Raw genomic sequence first — 16,333 nt, 5'->3', positions numbered from 1 at the left:
CACAGCAGCTGCTCGGCTTTTTGTGACTCGCAATCAAAACAGTTGCTCGTCGTCTGCATCCACAAACAACTGCAAACAGTCGCGTGCTTCGTCGCGGTGAAGCCGCAGATGGATCGGATTGCAACAGGCCATGCAATCTTCGTAAAACTCCTGATCACCCTGGCTGGCATCCAGCTCGACCCGGGTATGGTGACCGCAGTGGGGGCAGACGATGCGCTTGCTGGTGTACTCGATCATGATAACCTCCTCGGGCCCTGAGGCCGCCTATCTACCCTGATTCTAGTCGGGCTGCAGGGGGTTAACCGCGAGCAAACGCACGTTTATGACAGAGATCAAGCCTGATGGATGGCAAGGTGCAACCGGTTGGAGTGGTCGTGTGCGAGAGGAACAATCTGGTTGTGAATGACGGGTGAAAAGAGGGGGATTACCAACGGTTTTGTCTGGCAATCACAGGGGGCAGGAGCCCCCTGCGGGTATGAGAATGCGAGCGCAACAAGGCTCCGATAGGCGCTATTTGACCCAGCAGGCCAACATGTCGGCATTCAGCTCGGCCAGCGAGCCGAGCTGGTAGTTGGCGATGGCCAAGCGTGGATCACCCACTAAAGCGGGATCCGGCACGATCAGCGCAGTCATGGAGGCCGCCTTGGCCGCCAGCAGGCCGGTGAAGCTGTCCTCGATGGCCAGACAATGAACCGGCTCTACCCCCAGTTTCTCGGCGGCGTGGATATAGACATCCGGGTGCGGTTTGCCGAAACGCTCGATTTCCGCAGAGTGAACCGCCATAAAGCGATCGCGAATGCCGAGTTTGCCGAGCACAGCTTCTACCATGGCAAAGGGTGAGGAGGTAGCCAGACCCACTTTCAGCCCGCGGGCCTCGATAAGGTCGAGCGCCTCCAGCACGCCGGCCTTGGCCTGACCTTCGGAGAGGATCAGTGCGTTGACCCGATCCAGAATGCGCTGTACCACCTCTTCCTGAGTCGGGCCGCTCCACGGGCGCAGGCGATACCAGTGGGCAACCAGCTGATCTATGCGCACGCCGATGGTCGACTCACAATCCTCGACGGTGTGGGGGTGACCCAGTTCGGAGAAAACGGCGATTTGGGCCCGTTGCCAAAAGGGTTCCGAGTCGATCAGAACACCATCCATATCGAAGATCACGGCAGCTAACATCTTGTACTCCTGACAAATTTGAAGAGGGGATTATAAGCCTGACGGGGAAATGCATAAGGGGCATTGCCATGCCCCTTGCGCCCGATCACATCGGCAAACGTTTGTTTTGCTGTGGCAAAAAAGCCCTTAGAACAGCACATCGACCTTGGCGGCCACGGCTTTGGCTTTCTCTACCGCATCCTGGCAATCCGCTGCGCGTGCCAGCGCCACGCCAAGACGGCGGCGACCGGCGATCTCCGGTTTGCCAAACAGCCGCAGCTGGGCGCCCGGCACCAGCGCCAATGCCTCACCAATTCCCTGATAGCGGATATCCTGGCTATGCCCTTCGCGCAGTACCACGGCGGAGGCGCTCGGCCCGTACTGGGTGATGGTGCCGACCGGCAGCCCCAGAATGGCGCGTACGTGCAGGGCGAACTCGGAGAGATCCTGAGAGATCAGGGTCACCATGCCGGTATCGTGGGGACGCGGCGAGACTTCGCTAAACCACACCTCATCCCCCTTGATGAAGAGTTCGACCCCGAACAGGCCGTAACCACCGAGCGTCTCGACCACCTTGGCCGCTACCTCTTTGGATCGGGCCAGCGCCAGTTCGCTCATCATCTGCGGCTGCCAGGATTCGCGGTAGTCGCCATCTTCCTGCCGGTGGCCGATCGGCTCGCAGAAGTGAATGCCATCGACGGCGCGTACCGTGAGCAGGGTGATTTCGTACTCGAAGGGAACGAAGCCCTCGACGATCACCTTGCCACGGCCGGCGCGGCCACCCTCCTGGGCGTAGGTCCAGCTCTCATCCAGTTTGGCGAGATCGCGCAGTACACTCTGCCCCTTGCCGGACGAACTCATCACAGGTTTCACCACGCAGGGCAGGCCGATAGCCTCGACGGCGGCGACAAACTCCTCCTTGCTCTGGGCAAAGCGGTAGGGGGAGGTGGGCAGACCCAGGGTCTCGGCGGCGAGACGGCGGATCCCTTCCCGGTTCATGGTGAGCTGGGTAGCGCGGGCGTTGGGCACTACCTTGACCCCTTCTTGCTCAAGGGCAGCAAGGGTATCGGTGGCAATCGCTTCAATCTCGGGGATGATGAGGTCGGGTTTAACCTTGGCAACCAGGGCACGCAGGGCGTTGCCATCGAGCATGTCCAGCACGTGGGCAGCGTGGGCCACCTGCATGGCGGGGGCATTGGGGTAGCGGTCGGCGGCGATTACTTCGATCCCGAACCGTTGCAACTCGATGGCCACTTCCTTGCCAAGTTCGCCGGAGCCCAGCAGCAGGGCACGGGTGGCGCCGGGGCGGGTTGCGGTTCCAAACATACGATCTCTCCTGATGTCGATGGTGATTGTTGATGATCGCTATTACACAAATAGCGGACAAAAAAAGAGGCACGCATGGCGTACCTCAGGAAACGGGTTTGTGAGCGCGCTGCTCCAGATGGGTCAGCAAGGTAATGGCGCCAATGATGATGGCGGCGCCAAGCCACAGACGGCCGGGGGGCGCCCAGCCAAATACCAGCCAGCCCGCCAGCACGTTCATCGGCAGCTTGGCAAAATCGAAAGGTTGTACGAAGGAGGCCTCCGCCACGCTGTAAGCGCGGGCGATGGACATCTGGGCCAGCGCCGTCAGCACGCCGGAAGCGGCTACCAGCAGCCACTGGCTCTCGCTTGGCCACTGCCACTCCGGCAGGGCCAGCATGACGTTGAACGGGGTACTGAAGATAAGCAGATACACCACTATGGTGTGGGATGATTCGTTGGCCGCCTGATAGCGTACCATCAGGGAGTAGCCGGCCCAGAACAGCGCCGCTGCCACCGGCAGCAGGGAGGCCCAGTTGAATTCGTCAGTCCAGGGGGCGAGGATCAGCATGGCGCCGGCAAAGCCCGCCAGGGTGGCCAGAATGCGGGCGCGGCTCACCTGCTCCTTGAGCAGCAGGGCGGAGCCCAGGGTGGCAAACAGCGGCGAGGTCATCAGCAGAGCGATCCCCTGCCAGATGGGGACGGGGTACGCCAGTGCCCAGAGCCAGAGCTGGATGCCGACTACCGCCAGCAATACCCGCAACAGGTGCAGCCGGAACTGATTGGTCATCAGGGATTGGCGCAGGCCGTGGCGGACCAGCCAGGGCAGCAGGCAGATCAGGGCGATCAGGTATTGATGGAAAGCGACCTGGGTAGAGGCAAGGCCGAGTTTGAAGCTGACATACTGGCTCAGGCTGTTGACGGCGGCGAAGCAGAGTCCTGCCACCATCATCCAGACTGCACCGGCCAGAGGAGAGTGCCTGCGCGAGGGTATCATGGGATCCGGGTCGCTGGAAAAAAGTGCGGCGGATCATAACGGCAATCGTTTGTTCTGCCAAGGGTTGAAGCGCGGCCGCAGGGTTGGCTGGCGAGGAAGTGGCCTTGCATCAAAAAATTTGAACAAGTTGAGCATCTATTTTCGCTATCAGCAAATAAGCACCATGTTTAGAGTGACCTCCATCGACAGCAACGCTGTTCAACCGACAACCAAATGGAGTTTCACCATGGCCAATATCCTCGTACTCAAATCCAGCATCCTGGGTCAATATTCCCAATCCAACGCCCTGATAGACGGTTTCCTGGCTGACCATCAGGATGATGCCGTCACCGTGCGTGATCTGGCGGCCCTCAACTTGCCGGTGCTGGATGGCGAGTTGGCCTCCGGCCTGCGCGGTGGTGACAACCTCAATGAGCGTCAACTGGCGGTGATCGCCCAGTCCGACGAGCTGATTGCCGAACTCAAAGCGAGCGACTTGGTGGTGATTGCGGCCCCCATGTACAACTTCAACATCCCGACCCAGCTGAAAAACTGGATTGATCTGGTGGCTCGCGCTGGCGTCACCTTCCGCTATACCGAGACCGGTCCGGTCGGTATGGTTGAAAATACCCGTGCGCTGGTGATCAGCCCTCGTGGCGGCATGCACGTTGGCAGTGCCACCGATCTGGTGACCCCCTACATGCGTACCGTGCTCGGTTTCATCGGTATCAAAGAGGTGGATTTCATCTACGCCGAGGGGATGGGTATGGGTCCGGATGCCCAGAGCAAGGGGATGGAAGCGGCCAAAGCGCAGCTTGAGGCTCTGGCTATCTAAGGGCTCTCGATCCCGTCAGGGATTATCTCTTCAAGGGGTTGCCCCGCCAGGTACAAGAACGCAGCCATCAGGCTGCGTTTGTTTTTTGGTTAGATATGATTGCGACAGACGTTGCTGCTACAGAGAGTATCGTGGCAGGTCGGTACAGACGTTCCGGCGGAGTCACTACTCCATCATAAAGCGGCGACAACCGCGCACCAGCAGCAATGCCACCGCGACCAGCAGGCCAAGCAAGAGGGTGGTCAGCCACTGTTCGGTACTTTGCGGCAAGTGGGGCGTGAAGAGGCTGATCATCAACAGGGTAAAGAGCGTGATCAACAGGCTCTGTCGGGTCATCAATATCATGGGGTCATCCTTGGTTTGCTCACCTGAAACGATTTTAATGCCCTCTTGTGACAGGGTGATGTATCCGTGCATCACCCTGTTGGGGCTCTTCAGACCATATCAGGTTTTTACCGCAGAGCCAGCGCCATCACTGGCGCTGTGATCCCGATCCCGCTAGCTCTCTTTATCTGAACTGTTTCTGCGCTGGCTGGTAGTGAAAATCGCCGCCGGCGAGCCGCGCTTCCAGTGCAGCCTGATCGATCTCCTGCGCCTTGCAGAGATCATCCAGATCGTCATAGCGATCACGCAGCTGCATATTGACGACGCTCAGCAGCATGTTGATGTCCATGGTGGCGAACTTTTTCAAATCCATGATTATTTCTCCCGATCCAGTGATTGCAGCTGCTCAATGGCGGCGCTGACGCTGTGCAGATGCTGGCGGATCGCCTCGCGGGATTCGCTCGGCAGATAGTCGGTCAGGGTGTGTTGCCAGCTGCCCGCTTCACTCTTGAGCTGCAGGAAGAGGGCGAGCCCGGCATTGGTGAGGGAGACCAGGCTGATGCGTTTGTCCTGCTCGCTGCTCTCGGTGAAGATGATCCCTTTTTCGACCAGACGGCGGATCTCGCGGGAGATGCGCACCTTGTCCATGCCGCTCGCCTCGACCAGCTCTTTCTGGCTGATGGGGTAGTTGGGGCCGAGCACCATCATCAGGCGCCACTGCGGCACGGTCAGCTGGTAACGCTGTTCATAAAACTGTTCGAAGGTATCCCGTAGCATCTCGGCGGCATGTACCAACTGATAGGGCGGGTAGTGAGCGAGTAACGCTATGATTTTTGACATATTACACCCTGCTGTGACGGCTGCATAAGATGCAGTTTCTTTTGATACTTTGACATTGATGATACGAAACTCAAGCTGATTTGTCTGACCCAGTTGCGATGAAATGTGCGGTGGCGCACGCCCTCAAGGAAAAACCGGGTCTGACCGACGGGATTTTAAGCCAACGCTGTTCAGCCTTTACGCAACCAGATGAGGGCGTTCTGCTTGAGCCAGGCCTCGCGAGTGTGGATAGCGTAGAGCGCGGCCTCGTCGCGGCTACCCGCTTGCCAGCTTTGTGGCTCCTGTTTGGGCAGCTTGCGCTGACCCAGCAGGCAGGCCGGAATGTGCGGGTTAGCCTCGATGGCGACCAGCAGATGGGGCTTGGCTGCCTCGGCACCCTCGGTAGCAAAGACCATCAGTGCCTTGTTATAGAGCAACCAGCTGGAGGCTTCATCGAAGCGCACCAGCAGGGCGGCCAACGCCTGCCAATCCCCTTGCAGTGCATAGAGGCTGGAGAGGTTGTAGCGGCAACCCAGCTCATCGGCCACGCAGATTGTCAGCAGCGCTAGATACTCCGCTTTGGCCTCGCCCAGCTTGCCAAGGCGTAGCAGGCAGTCGGCGCGGCCGGCTCTGGCGGCCAGCAGAGGACGCAGCTCGGGGGCACTCCAGCCGTGGCCGGCGATTTGCTGCCAGAAGGCTTCATCAAACAGCGGAGTGGCATCGGCGATGATCTTCTCGAACCAGCCGAGGCGGGCCTGATGATCGCGGCAGCTGTCGGCCAGCTCGAACCAGGTCTGCCACTGCTGGGCCTGCTCGCCATTGAGGGTGACATCAGCGCTGGGGGCGGCCTGATACTGGTCGAGGTTGAGCAGCTGGTTGAGGGCGGTTTTCATATTCTGGCGCTGGCGTTTGCAGAACTCGACAAAGGGGAGTTCACTGGCGGCGGCGCTATAGAGCATCTGGGCCATCTGCTTGTCGCGAAACAGGCTCAGCTCGGCGGCCAGACTGAAGCGGTACTGGGTGGTCGGGTCGTTCAAATCCTTCGGCTTGGGCCAGGTGGCAAAACCCATGCTGAAGCCATAACACCATTGACCGAGGGGGTGGCTCTGTTCGAACACCTGCTCGGGGTTATCGCTGGGCAGGCGGCATTGGCTCGGCAGGGCCAGCTGGGCGTCGTCGGCCTGGGATTCCAGCTCGGCGATCAGGTGGTTGAGGGCTTCTGCGCTTTTTTCATCCAACTCGGCATCCTGTTCCAGCAGACCAGCCAGCGGGCGTTGCCAGTCAGGGCTTTCCGGCCCCACCAGACGAGCACAGAGAAAACCGTGCAGGGCCGGGTAGGTCATATCCTGATCGCTGTGGCTCTGGATCCATTGATTAAGATGGCGGGTACGAGTGGATGGGTTCATCGACAGTTCCTCTGGATTTGAACAGCCGCGAAGTCTACCTAAAAGTGGGGTTATTTGCAGCAAATGGCCGCCTGTTTGGCGATTTAATCACCATTGGCGGATAAGATAGGGGCGAAAGGGCGGCTCGTGGTGGCTTGGGGACTAGGCCGGATCACCGCTCTTGAGGTAACATGCGCGCCCATAGGGGCCATGTTCAGTTGGCCCATCCGGGTAATGAAAAAAGAGAGCACCATGATACAGATTGGCAAGATGAACACCCTCACCGTTGTTGAACTCGAAGACCGTGGCGCCTGGCTTGCGGCCGATGAGTACGGTGAACTGCTGCTGCCCAAGCGTCAACTGCCGGAAGGGGTGAAAGAGGGGGATAGCGTGCAGGTTTTCCTCTATCTGGATGCCGATTGCGAGCCGGTGATCACCACCGACAAGCCATTTGCCATGGTGGACGAATTTGCCGGTCTGAAAGTGGTTAATGCCAACAAGATTGGTGCCTTCCTCGACTGGGGCATGAAAAAGGATCTGTTTGTGCCCAGCCGCGAGCAGAACAAGCCGATGCAAGTGGGCCACGTTTATCTGGTGCGTCTGCAACTGGATAACGAAGGGCGCATGGTCGGCACCAGCCGCATCGAGCGTTTCCTGACTCCGGCCGGCAGCAACTTCAAGGTTGGTGACGAAGTGACCGCGCTGCCGGGTGAGCACTCGCCCCTTGGCATCAAGGTGATCGTCAACGGTCAGTATCCCGGCATGCTGTTCAAGAACGAGGTGTTTGGCCGGGTGATGACCGGTCGGCCGCAAACCGCCTGGGTCAAGCAGGTGCGCGAGGATGGCAAGCTCGATCTGACCCTGCAAAAGCCGGGTCTGGCACGGGTTGATGATGCCGGTGAACGCATTCTGAGCCGGATGAAAAAGCAGGGCGGCAGTCTGGCGGTGGGTGACAAGAGCGAACCAGAGCTCATCTACAAGCTGTTCAGCATGAGCAAGGGCACCTTCAAGAAGGCGATCGGCGGCCTCTACAAGCAGGGCAAGATTGTCATCGAAGATAACGCCATCACTCTGGTGGCCACAGAGACCGACTCGGCAGTGGATAGCGAATAAGATGCCGAGCCCCTGTGTTGGCCTCTGCAAGGCGAAAGACGGGCTTTGCCTTGGTTGTGGCCGCACCCTGAGCGAGATCGGCCACTGGTCGGCGATGGATAGCAAGGCCCAGCTGGCGGTGATGGCCGAGCTGAATGGCTCGAAAAGTACTCACCGCTGCCCGGGTTGTGGCGAACCGGCCTATTGCGCCGTCTCTGCCGGTCAGACCATTGCGCAGTGCTGGTGCAGCCAGTTGCCGGCAATGCCGATGCAGGAGGCCAGCGCTTGCTGGTGCCGCCGCTGTCTGGCCAAGGCCATCGCGGCGCAGGATGAGCAGAGAACAGCAATAAGAGAACAGCAATAAGAGTGCACAGAAACAAGAAAGGCGCCGATGGCGCCTTTCTTATGCCTGCTGCTGGCGATGCCAGCGCACATGCACTTGATCTTCGGTCAACAGACGGGGCAGCAGGAAGGTGGCGAAGATCACCTCAAACTCATCCTGATGATCCAGCAAACCGACCCACACTTCGACCCAGCGCTCCATATCGACCGGCTCACCCAGCTCGGTCGACCAGTCGGCATTGGGCAAGGTTGCCTCCACGGCGCCACGCTGCTCAAACTCCAGGGTGATGTCGACTATTTGTTCGGGGGCCAGCATATCGGCGGCCTGCTCAAGAAACTGATCATAGGCCCATTCGACCAGCTGATCCGGGGTACGCTGTTCCATGAAATCACTCCAGATACATCGAGGTTCGCTACTGTAACAATTATTGGCTGTGGCGGCCAGACCAGTGCGCCGGGCGTGGCTGGCCTGTCCAAGTTGCCGTTGGGGGAGTATGGTTAAGGCGCGGATCATCTGGCAGGGGGTAAGGGGATGAAGCAGCGGGGACGGCGGCAACAGATCAAGCGACGGCGCGAGGCCTGGTGGTGGCACTATCTGCCGCTTCACCGCGAGATGGTGGGCGGCCATCTGGGCCCACCGGAGAAACCCGATGAGCCCTGAGGATCAGTCGGCCTGATGCACCCGATTGAGGGTGATCTGGCCCAGTTGTCCCATCTGGCGGCGGATCCAGACCGAGCGCTTCTGCACATAGGGTGAAGGGGGCTTGACCCGATAACGCCACGGATTGGGCAGGGCGGCGGCCAGCAGGGATGACTCGTAGCGGGTCAAGCGGCTGGCCGGTTTGCCAAAGTAGGTGCGGGCAGCGGCTTCGGCGCCATAGATGCCGGGGCCGAACTCCACGATATTGAGATAGACCTCGAGAATGCGGGCCTTGTCCCAACCCAGCTCCATCAGCAGGGTAAACCAGGCCTCCAGCCCCTTGCGCAGGAAGCTGCGATCACTCCACATAAAGAGGTTCTTGGCGGTCTGCTGGCTAAGGGTGCTGGCGCCGCGCACCCGTTCGCTGTGCTGGTTGTGCTTGAGCGCGGCGTTGATGGCATCCATGTCAAAGCCGTTGTGATCGGCAAAGCGCTGATCCTCGGCGGCGATCACCGCCAGTTGCAGCTCCTTGGAGATGGACTCCAGATCTACCCATTGATGGCGCACCTGGGTGATCTTGGCGGGCGGAAAGAGGGCCCGCTCGATACGCCAGCTCCACATCGGCGGATCGATAAAGCGCAGCAAGGCGACCGAGCCGACCGAGCAGAGCAGCCCGGCCAGCGCGATCTTGCCTGCCCACCTCAACACCCGACGCCCAAGCGATGCAGATGGACGCTCAGGGGCCACAGAGTCAGGGTCAGACTCCCACTGATAGTGGCTGGGATCATCGGGATCCGGAATTATTGGGGCAGCCATTCGATGTGGCAGAACTTCTCGTCAACACGGCGGGAGAGCAGCATGCGGGCAAACAGATGCTCATACTCTTGTTCTTCATTGCCAAGGCCAACCCAGATCTCGGCATAGTCGGTGTCGCTCACGGCAAAACCCACGTCCGCCTCCCAGTCATCGGCCGGGTCGGTTTCGGCCAGCAGGCCGCGGTCGTTGAACTCCTGATTGAAACGGGCGATCTCCTGCTCCGGCAGGTTGTCAGAGGCCAGCTCCATAAAGAGTTCGAGGGCGGTATCGAGCAGTTCCTCGACGCTGTGCATTTCGTCATTCATAGACATAAGCGGTCTGTTCCAGAAAAGAGAAAAAGGTGCCGACGCAGATCACTGCCTGCGGGGCGGCGCTATTCTAGCGGTCGGCAGACCCCTTGGCGAGATGAGGCGAGCCGCTGTGACCTGTTTTTGTGCCAATAAAAAACCGGATCCTGCCAGGGGATCCGGTCTTCATTGGGGGAAGGGGTCACGCATAGGGCGTCAGCTCATCCCTTCTTGTCATCGGCGAAGGTGATGTTGAGCTCCAGTACCGACAGCTCATCACTCTTCTGATCCAGTTGGACGGTTATCTTCTCCGGATCAATGTTGACGTATTTGCGGATCACATCGAGGATGTCCTGCTTGAGCTGGGGCAGGTAATCCGGCCCCCCTCTGGATGAACGCTCATGAGCAACAATGATCTGCAACCGCTCTTTGGCCAGTTGTGCGGTGTTCTGTTTCTTGTTGGAACGAAAATAATCCAATAATGACATGTTTAACTCCCGAACAGTCGGCTAAAGAAGCCCTTCTTCTCTTCTTCCAGAAAACGAAATTCCTTGGCATCGCCCAGTAGGCGGGACACCGCATCTTCGTAGGCCTGACCGGCATCGGACTCCTTGTCCAGAATAACCGGTTCGCCGGAGTTGGAGGCGCGCAGCACCGCCTGGGACTCCGGGATCACCCCGAGCAGCGGGATGGCCAGGATCTCCTGCACATCCTGCACGCTCAGCATGTCGCCGCGGTTGACGCGGGTCGGGCAGTAGCGGGTCAGCAGCAGGTGCTCCTTGATGGGGTCTTCGCCACGCTCGGCGCGGCGGGACTTGGAGGCCAGGATGCCAAGGATGCGGTCGGAGTCACGCACGGAAGAGACTTCCGGATTGGTGGTGACGATCGCTTCATCGGCAAAATAGAGCGCCATCAGCGCGCCCGCCTCGATCCCCGCCGGGGAGTCGCAGACGATGTAATCGAACTTCATCTCCGCCAGCTGATCCAGGATCTTCTCGACACCCTCACGGGTGAGGGCATCTTTGTCCCGGGTCTGGGAGGCGGGCAGGATAAACAGATTTTCCGAGCGTTTGTCCTTGATCAGCGCCTGATTGAGGTTTGCTTCCCCATTGATGACGTTGACGAAGTCATACACCACACGCCGCTCGCAGCCCATGATGAGATCCAGGTTTCTCAGACCGATGTCAAAGTCAATGACCACTGTCTTGTGACCACGCTGGGCTAAGCCGGTGCTCAGGGCCGCACTGGTTGTGGTCTTGCCAACGCCACCTTTACCCGATGTAACGACTATGATTCGCGCCATTCTCGCTTCCTTGTAACTCTATTTGATACGGTCTATTCGGAGTTGTTCATTGTCCAGCCGGACGTGTACCGGTTGCTGGATCAGGCCTGCCGGCAATGCATCGCTCAGCTGGAATGTGCCCGCGATGGAGAGCAGCTCGGCCTGTAATTGCTGGCAATAGATCCGGGCCTGGGTGTTTCCCCGGGCACCGGCAATGGCTCTGCCACGCAGGGTGCCATAAATATGAATGCTGTCGTCTGCGAGCACTTCGGCTCCCGGACTGACGGACCCCAGCACCACCAACGAGGTGCCTGCGGCGTAAATCTGCTGGCCGGAACGAACCGGTCCCACATGTACCTTGCTCGGGATCAAGGGGGCGGGTTCGGGCTCGGGAACCACCACAGGCGCGGCTGGCACTGGGGCTGGCTCGGGTTCCGGTTCGCTCTTGCGACTCTTGCCCGAGGCCATCACGGCCAGTCCCACCGCCTTGGCGGCTGTCTTCATCTCTTCACTGCGCGCCCCCGTGATGCCGACCAGCACAAACTCTTCGGACTCCACCAGCTCCTTGAGCTGTTCGAAATCGGGAATATGTTCCAGTCGGGAAACATTGATCACCAGCGGCGCACAATTAAAAAAGTAGGGTGCCTGGGCCACTTTTTCGGCCAACAACTGACGTATCCGCTCAGGCTCGCCATCGCTGATATGCAACACAGAAATAGTGAAGGTGGTCCCTTTCAATTCGTTATCGCGCTCAACCATGAATCTTCCCCGAGGCAGAGATGCTAATCCGTTATTGTTATTCAATTCCTGATGTTATAGTTTGCCCCCATCAGAGGCAATAAACTCGTCGGATTATATCAATTTCCATGTTGTGTGCAGTCTATAAAAGTCGCAAAAAAGCCGAGACCTACCTTTTTGTTGAAAAAAGAGAGGATTTCTCCCGTGTTCCCGAGCCACTGCTGAGCGCATTCGGGCGTCCCGAGCTGGTGCTGATGACCAAGCTGGATCCGGCCAAGCCCTTGGGGCTGGCTGATGTCGGCAAGGTGATGGCCGCGCTGACCAACCAGGGGTTCTACCTGCAGGTGCCACCGCCTCCCGAAAATTTGCTGGAGCAGCACAAGGCCAGCCTGAAAAAACCATCCTGAATATCCAGCCCCGTTGTGCGTTCTGCCCAGCGGGGCTAATTCTTTGTGACTCTGCATGACGCCTTCCGGCCCCGGAGAGGTGGCCTGCGATAATCCCGTGACAGGAACTGGCCAAATTAAACCCTCCCTTTGGTGATATTCACTTTTCGTTGTTTAAATAGAAAGTCAATCTGCTCCCAACACCATATCCTCAACCTTTGCTGGCGCTCACAAAAATAGAGAGTGGCGCGTACTCATATCCTCCATTTCAACGGCTATTGGCTCATTCATCGATTATTTTCAGCCTCTTCCTTGGGCGCTTTTTTGGCCTCCACTGCGTGATGAGTTGTCCATCAAAGGGCGCGTAAAGAGGGCGGTGATAACGGTGCTAAAACCAGTTTGCGCGATGCGCTGTGGCCAAAATGATGAACTAACCCCCTGTTTGTGTACTTGATTGTTTGCCCTGATCACGAAAGTGCCACATAGGAGGCAATCGATGTGGCGGCGTGATAATCCGCAGGGTGAGCGGTAACCGCGTCTTGCCAAACAAGGGTATGACCAAAGGGGGATATTGAGCTGAGGGGCCATCTCTATATCGATTAGTTGTGAAAACGTGACCGGGGTAGAACGTCGCTTCCAATCCATTGAGACGAGTTAATCAAGGTATGTAATTAGAGAGGTATGCAGACAAGGCAATCCGCATTGCGGTGGCGTAGCAGGGAATATCAGCGACGCCCTACAGTGAAATGGTCGGTATGCCGGTATAAGTGCCCGGTATCCCATTCGGGCAATAAAAAAGGCGGGATATCCCGCCTTTGTTCAGATGAGGGTCGCAACCCTTATTTATTCGCAAGCAACCTGCATCACCTTGATGGCCAGACCACCACGGGAGGTTTCACGGTACTTGGAGTCCATGTCCTTGCCGGTGATGTACATGGTCTCGATCACCTTGTCCAGAGAGACGCGCGGCTTGGAGGTACGACGCAGGGCCATACGGGAGGCGTTGACTGCCTTCATGGCGGCGATGGCGTTACGCTCGATGCAAGGCACCTGTACCTGACCGGCAACCGGATCACAGGTCAGACCCAGGTTGTGCTCCATACCGATTTCAGCGGCTTCGCAAACGTGCTCCGGGCTACCGCCCATCAGCTCGGTCAGACCGGCAGCGGCCATAGAGCAGGAGACACCCACTTCACCCTGGCAGCCCACTTCGGCGCCGGAGATGGAGGCGTTCATCTTGTAGAGGATGCCGACGGCACCGGCAGCCAGGTAGAAACGGGTGTACTCGTCGCGGCCAACCGGCTGGATGAACTTGTCGTAGTAAGCCAGTACGGCCGGGATGATACCGGCAGCGCCGTTGGTCGGGGCGGTGACCACTCGGCCACCGGCAGCATTTTCTTCACTCACGGCCAGAGCGAACATGTTGACCCAGTCAACGATGTTCATCGGGTCGCTCGAGAGGTTCTCGTTGGTGTTGAGTTGACGGTAGAGCGGTGCGGCACGACGGGGTACGCGCAGCGGGCCGGAGAGAACGCCTTCGGTACGGCAGCCGCGCTCGATACCTTCGCGCATGGTGTTCCAGATCTTGCCGAACTTCTTGTAGATCTCTTCTGGAGTGTTGAAGCACTTCTCGTTTTCCATCATCAGGGCAGAGATGGAGAGACCGGTCTGGCTGCAATGGGCAACCAGCTCAGCGGCGCTCTTGAACGGATAGCGTACGGACATGTCGCCGCTGTCAGCCTTGCCGAAGTTCTCTTCGTCAACGATGAAACCGCCACCGATGGAGTAGTAGGTCTTGCTGTAGACCACTTCATCTTCGATCAGGGCAGTCAGCTTCATGCCGTTTTCGTGCAGCGGCAGGGCTTCGTCGTGGAATACCATGGCGTCACGCGGGAAGCTGACGGTGTGGCAGTGCAGGCCGATCGGTAGGCGCTCGGTCTGCTCAACACGGGAGATAAACTCGGGGATGGCATCGATATCGACATTTTCCGGCAGGTTGCCAGCCAGGCCCATGATGATGGCGGTGTCGGTATGGTGGCCTTTGCCGGTCCAAGAGAGGGAGCCGTAAACATCGACATTGATCCGGGTTACATCGCGGATCTTGCCGCCCGCGCGCAGCTCGTCAACAAACTGTTTGGCCGCTTTCATCGGGCCAACAGTGTGGGAAGAAGAGGGGCCTACACCGATTTTGAAGATATCAAAAACGCTGATCATGTCACTATTACCTCAGGGTAGAAGGGGGCGGCATGCCCACTCACAGAAATTTGGGAGATCCATGGAACGCGCTTGTCAGCGCAGGTCACAGAACCAGATAACCGTAGTGTAACGGCTCCAGACCTAAAAAAAGTTGAAATAGATCTATTTTTGTTGAATCTGAGGCGCGAGTATAAAATTTATTTTTGTGCTTATCCATTTTGTTAAGCGTTTGCCCATAAAAATACCCGGCGATGCCGGGCATTTCGGAACCAAATGGAGTCATTTGCCGTTTTTTAACATTCGGTAATGTTAACGGCGAGGCCGCCACGGGCCGTCTCCTTGTATTTGGTCTTCATATCGTTGCCGGTCTCCCACATGGTTTTGATCACCTTGTCGAGCGACACCTTGTGCTCGCCGGTGCCGCGCAGGGCGAGGCGGGCAGCATTGATCGCCTTGACTGCGCCCATGGCGTTGCGCTCGATGCAGGGCACCTGAACCAGCCCGCCAATGGGATCGCAGGTGAGCCCGAGGTTGTGCTCCATGCCGATCTCGGCGGCGTTTTCCACCATGGCCGGGCTGCCCCCCAGCAGTTCGGTCAGCGCGCCAGCCGCCATGGAGCAGGCGACACCCACTTCCCCCTGACAGCCCACTTCGGCCCCGGAGAGGGAGGCGTTCTTCTTATATAAGATGCCGATGGCTGCCGCGGTGAGGAAGTAGCGGATCAGCGTCTCGTCATCCACCTTGTGCACGAAGCGATCGTAGTAGTGCAGCACGGCGGGGATGATGCCCGCAGCGCCATTGGTGGGGGCGGTCACCACCCTGCCACCGGCGGCGTTCTCTTCGTTGACGGCCAGCGCAAAGAGGTCGACCCACTCCATCACCATCAGCGGATCCTTGTTGAAGTTGGTCTCGCAGCTGAGCTGGCGGAACAGCCCCGGGGCGCGGCGCCGAACCTTGAGGCCGCCCGGCAGCACCCCTTCGCTTTTGCAGCCTCGCTCGACGCAGCCCTGCATCGCCTGCCAGATCTTGCGTAGCCCCGCTTTTATCTGTTCATCGCTGCGAAATACCCGCTCATTGGCGAGGATAAGCCCCGAGATGGAGAGGCCGCTCTCCTGACAGTGGGCCAGCAGTTGGGCGCCGCTGTCGAACGGGTAGGGGACAGGGTGCTCGGCATCGGACTTGGCGGCCTCTTCTTTGGCGGTGGCAAAGTGGCTCTCTTCAATGATGAAGCCGCCACCGATGGAGTAGTAGGTCTGGCTGAAGCGCAGGTTTTCCTCTTTATCAAAGGCCCGCAGAGTCATGCCGTTGGTGTGGGCCGGCAAGGTTTTGCGACGGTTGAAAATGATGGCTCCGGTACGGGGAAAATGGCTTGGTTGCTCGCCTGCCAACTGCAGGCTCAGCTCATTTTCCACTTGAGCCAGAATGGCGGGAATCGCATCGATATCGACCGATTCCGGTTCAAAGCCCGACAACCCCAGAATGATCGCCTTGCCAGTGCCGTGTCCTTTGCCGGTCTGGCCCAGCGAGCCGTAACACTCCACTTCGACCCGTGTGATCTGCGGCAGATGGCCTTGCAGCTTGAGCTGCTGAACGAAGGCATAGGAGGCACGCATGGGGCCGACGGTATGGGAAGAGGAGGGGCCAATTCCGATGGAAAACAGGTCAAACACGCTGATCATGACATCAATCCGGTGATGGTTTATGTCTGTTTATTCTAGGATTTTTGCCATGGATAGGAAGCGGGGATGTGCGGTGCTGTGA

General features: G+C 58.5%; 21 protein-coding genes. 5 read left to right on the top strand and 16 right to left on the bottom strand.

What is annotated here, in order from left to right; genetic code table 11:
• Positions 1-33: 33 nt before the first annotated feature.
• From I6L49_RS06145 to I6L49_RS06130, 4 genes are all read right to left on the bottom strand, one after another.
• Positions 34-237 (bottom strand): CPXCG motif-containing cysteine-rich protein, encoded by a 204-nt coding sequence (locus I6L49_RS06145; RefSeq protein ID WP_005336871.1) that lies wholly within the window; start codon positions 235-237, stop codon positions 34-36.
• Positions 238-510: 273 nt separating this feature from the next.
• Complete coding sequence (gene hxpB, locus I6L49_RS06140) at positions 511-1,170, bottom strand: hexitol phosphatase HxpB (RefSeq protein ID WP_157160712.1); 660 nt, start codon at positions 1,168-1,170, stop codon at positions 511-513.
• Between the two features lie 126 nt (positions 1,171-1,296).
• The gene (purT, locus tag I6L49_RS06135) at positions 1,297-2,475 is read right to left on the bottom strand and encodes a formate-dependent phosphoribosylglycinamide formyltransferase (protein ID WP_216950858.1); all 1,179 of its coding nucleotides are present in this window, start codon (positions 2,473-2,475) and stop codon (positions 1,297-1,299) included.
• Positions 2,476-2,560: 85 nt separating this feature from the next.
• Positions 2,561-3,451 carry a DMT family transporter gene (locus tag I6L49_RS06130; RefSeq protein WP_139732184.1) on the bottom strand — a complete coding sequence of 297 codons (891 nt, stop codon included), beginning with the start codon at positions 3,449-3,451 and terminating at the stop codon, positions 2,561-2,563.
• 226 nt (positions 3,452-3,677) lie between these two features.
• Between I6L49_RS06130 and I6L49_RS06125 the strand changes: the two genes are divergently transcribed.
• A complete protein-coding gene (locus I6L49_RS06125) occupies positions 3,678-4,265 on the top strand; it encodes an FMN-dependent NADH-azoreductase (protein WP_005352326.1) in 588 nt (195 codons plus the stop codon).
• Positions 4,266-4,430: 165 nt separating this feature from the next.
• On the opposite strand, the gene I6L49_RS06120 is transcribed toward I6L49_RS06125, so the two are convergent.
• From I6L49_RS06120 to I6L49_RS06105, 4 genes are all read right to left on the bottom strand, one after another.
• Positions 4,431-4,610: a hypothetical protein gene (locus I6L49_RS06120; protein WP_216950857.1), complete on the bottom strand. Its 180-nt coding sequence runs from the start codon at positions 4,608-4,610 to the stop codon at positions 4,431-4,433.
• Positions 4,611-4,773: 163 nt separating this feature from the next.
• Complete coding sequence (locus tag I6L49_RS06115; protein ID WP_110303770.1) at positions 4,774-4,962, bottom strand: DUF4250 domain-containing protein; 189 nt, start codon at positions 4,960-4,962, stop codon at positions 4,774-4,776.
• 2 nt (positions 4,963-4,964) lie between these two features.
• Positions 4,965-5,429 carry a MarR family winged helix-turn-helix transcriptional regulator gene (locus I6L49_RS06110; protein ID WP_005336856.1) on the bottom strand — a complete coding sequence of 155 codons (465 nt, stop codon included), beginning with the start codon at positions 5,427-5,429 and terminating at the stop codon, positions 4,965-4,967.
• 170 nt (positions 5,430-5,599) lie between these two features.
• Positions 5,600-6,814 (bottom strand): UPF0149 family protein, encoded by a 1,215-nt coding sequence (locus tag I6L49_RS06105; protein WP_216950856.1) that lies wholly within the window; start codon positions 6,812-6,814, stop codon positions 5,600-5,602.
• Between the two features lie 231 nt (positions 6,815-7,045).
• Here I6L49_RS06105 and I6L49_RS06100 point away from each other — a divergent pair, with 231 nt between their 5' ends.
• A complete protein-coding gene (locus I6L49_RS06100) occupies positions 7,046-7,906 on the top strand; it encodes a S1 RNA-binding domain-containing protein (protein WP_005336853.1) in 861 nt (286 codons plus the stop codon).
• A 1-nt stretch (position 7,907) separates the two neighbouring features.
• Complete coding sequence (locus I6L49_RS06095) at positions 7,908-8,249, top strand: DUF1289 domain-containing protein (RefSeq protein ID WP_216950855.1); 342 nt, start codon at positions 7,908-7,910, stop codon at positions 8,247-8,249.
• Positions 8,250-8,288: 39 nt separating this feature from the next.
• Here the strand turns inward: I6L49_RS06095 and I6L49_RS06090 are convergent, their stop codons facing one another.
• Entirely contained in the window at positions 8,289-8,612 is a 324-nt protein-coding gene (locus tag I6L49_RS06090; RefSeq protein WP_005336851.1) for an HI1450 family dsDNA-mimic protein, read from the bottom strand.
• Positions 8,613-8,759: 147 nt separating this feature from the next.
• Between I6L49_RS06090 and I6L49_RS21085 the strand changes: the two genes are divergently transcribed.
• Positions 8,760-8,888: a hypothetical protein gene (locus I6L49_RS21085; RefSeq protein ID WP_256689486.1), complete on the top strand. Its 129-nt coding sequence runs from the start codon at positions 8,760-8,762 to the stop codon at positions 8,886-8,888.
• Between the two features lie 3 nt (positions 8,889-8,891).
• On the opposite strand, the gene mtgA is transcribed toward I6L49_RS21085, so the two are convergent.
• The 5 genes from mtgA to minC all read right to left on the bottom strand — a co-directional run bounded on the left by mtgA (position 8,892) and on the right by minC (position 12,011).
• On the bottom strand, positions 8,892-9,683 hold the full coding sequence (gene mtgA / locus I6L49_RS06085; protein WP_162632605.1) for a monofunctional biosynthetic peptidoglycan transglycosylase: 792 nt from the start codon (positions 9,681-9,683) through the stop codon (positions 8,892-8,894).
• Positions 9,668-9,994, bottom strand: a complete 327-nt coding sequence (locus I6L49_RS06080) for an HI1450 family dsDNA-mimic protein (RefSeq protein ID WP_005352317.1) — start codon at positions 9,992-9,994, stop codon at positions 9,668-9,670. The genes mtgA and I6L49_RS06080 overlap by 16 nt, the downstream gene beginning before the upstream one ends.
• Positions 9,995-10,191: 197 nt before the next feature.
• A complete protein-coding gene (gene minE, locus I6L49_RS06075; RefSeq protein WP_005336848.1) occupies positions 10,192-10,458 on the bottom strand; it encodes a cell division topological specificity factor MinE in 267 nt (88 codons plus the stop codon).
• 2 nt (positions 10,459-10,460) lie between these two features.
• Complete coding sequence (gene minD / locus I6L49_RS06070; protein WP_005336847.1) at positions 10,461-11,273, bottom strand: septum site-determining protein MinD; 813 nt, start codon at positions 11,271-11,273, stop codon at positions 10,461-10,463.
• An 18-nt stretch (positions 11,274-11,291) separates the two neighbouring features.
• Positions 11,292-12,011 (bottom strand): septum site-determining protein MinC, encoded by a 720-nt coding sequence (gene minC / locus I6L49_RS06065; protein ID WP_159158865.1) that lies wholly within the window; start codon positions 12,009-12,011, stop codon positions 11,292-11,294.
• Positions 12,012-12,118: 107 nt separating this feature from the next.
• On the opposite strand from minC, the gene I6L49_RS06060 reads away from it, so the two are divergent.
• Entirely contained in the window at positions 12,119-12,397 is a 279-nt protein-coding gene (locus tag I6L49_RS06060) for a YcgL domain-containing protein (RefSeq protein WP_005360946.1), read from the top strand.
• 822 nt (positions 12,398-13,219) lie between these two features.
• On the opposite strand, the gene I6L49_RS06055 is transcribed toward I6L49_RS06060, so the two are convergent.
• Complete coding sequence (locus tag I6L49_RS06055; protein ID WP_005336844.1) at positions 13,220-14,590, bottom strand: L-serine ammonia-lyase; 1,371 nt, start codon at positions 14,588-14,590, stop codon at positions 13,220-13,222.
• A gap of 275 nt (positions 14,591-14,865) precedes the next feature.
• On the bottom strand, positions 14,866-16,251 hold the full coding sequence (locus I6L49_RS06050; protein ID WP_216950854.1) for an L-serine ammonia-lyase: 1,386 nt from the start codon (positions 16,249-16,251) through the stop codon (positions 14,866-14,868).
• Between the last annotated feature and the right edge of the window lie 82 nt (positions 16,252-16,333).

This window comes from Aeromonas sp. FDAARGOS 1419 (assembly GCF_019047045.1).
GTDB lineage: Bacteria > Pseudomonadota > Gammaproteobacteria > Enterobacterales > Aeromonadaceae > Aeromonas > Aeromonas veronii.
Note: the sequence above shows the minus strand (reverse complement) of the source record. Positions and strands in the feature narration are given on the sequence as shown.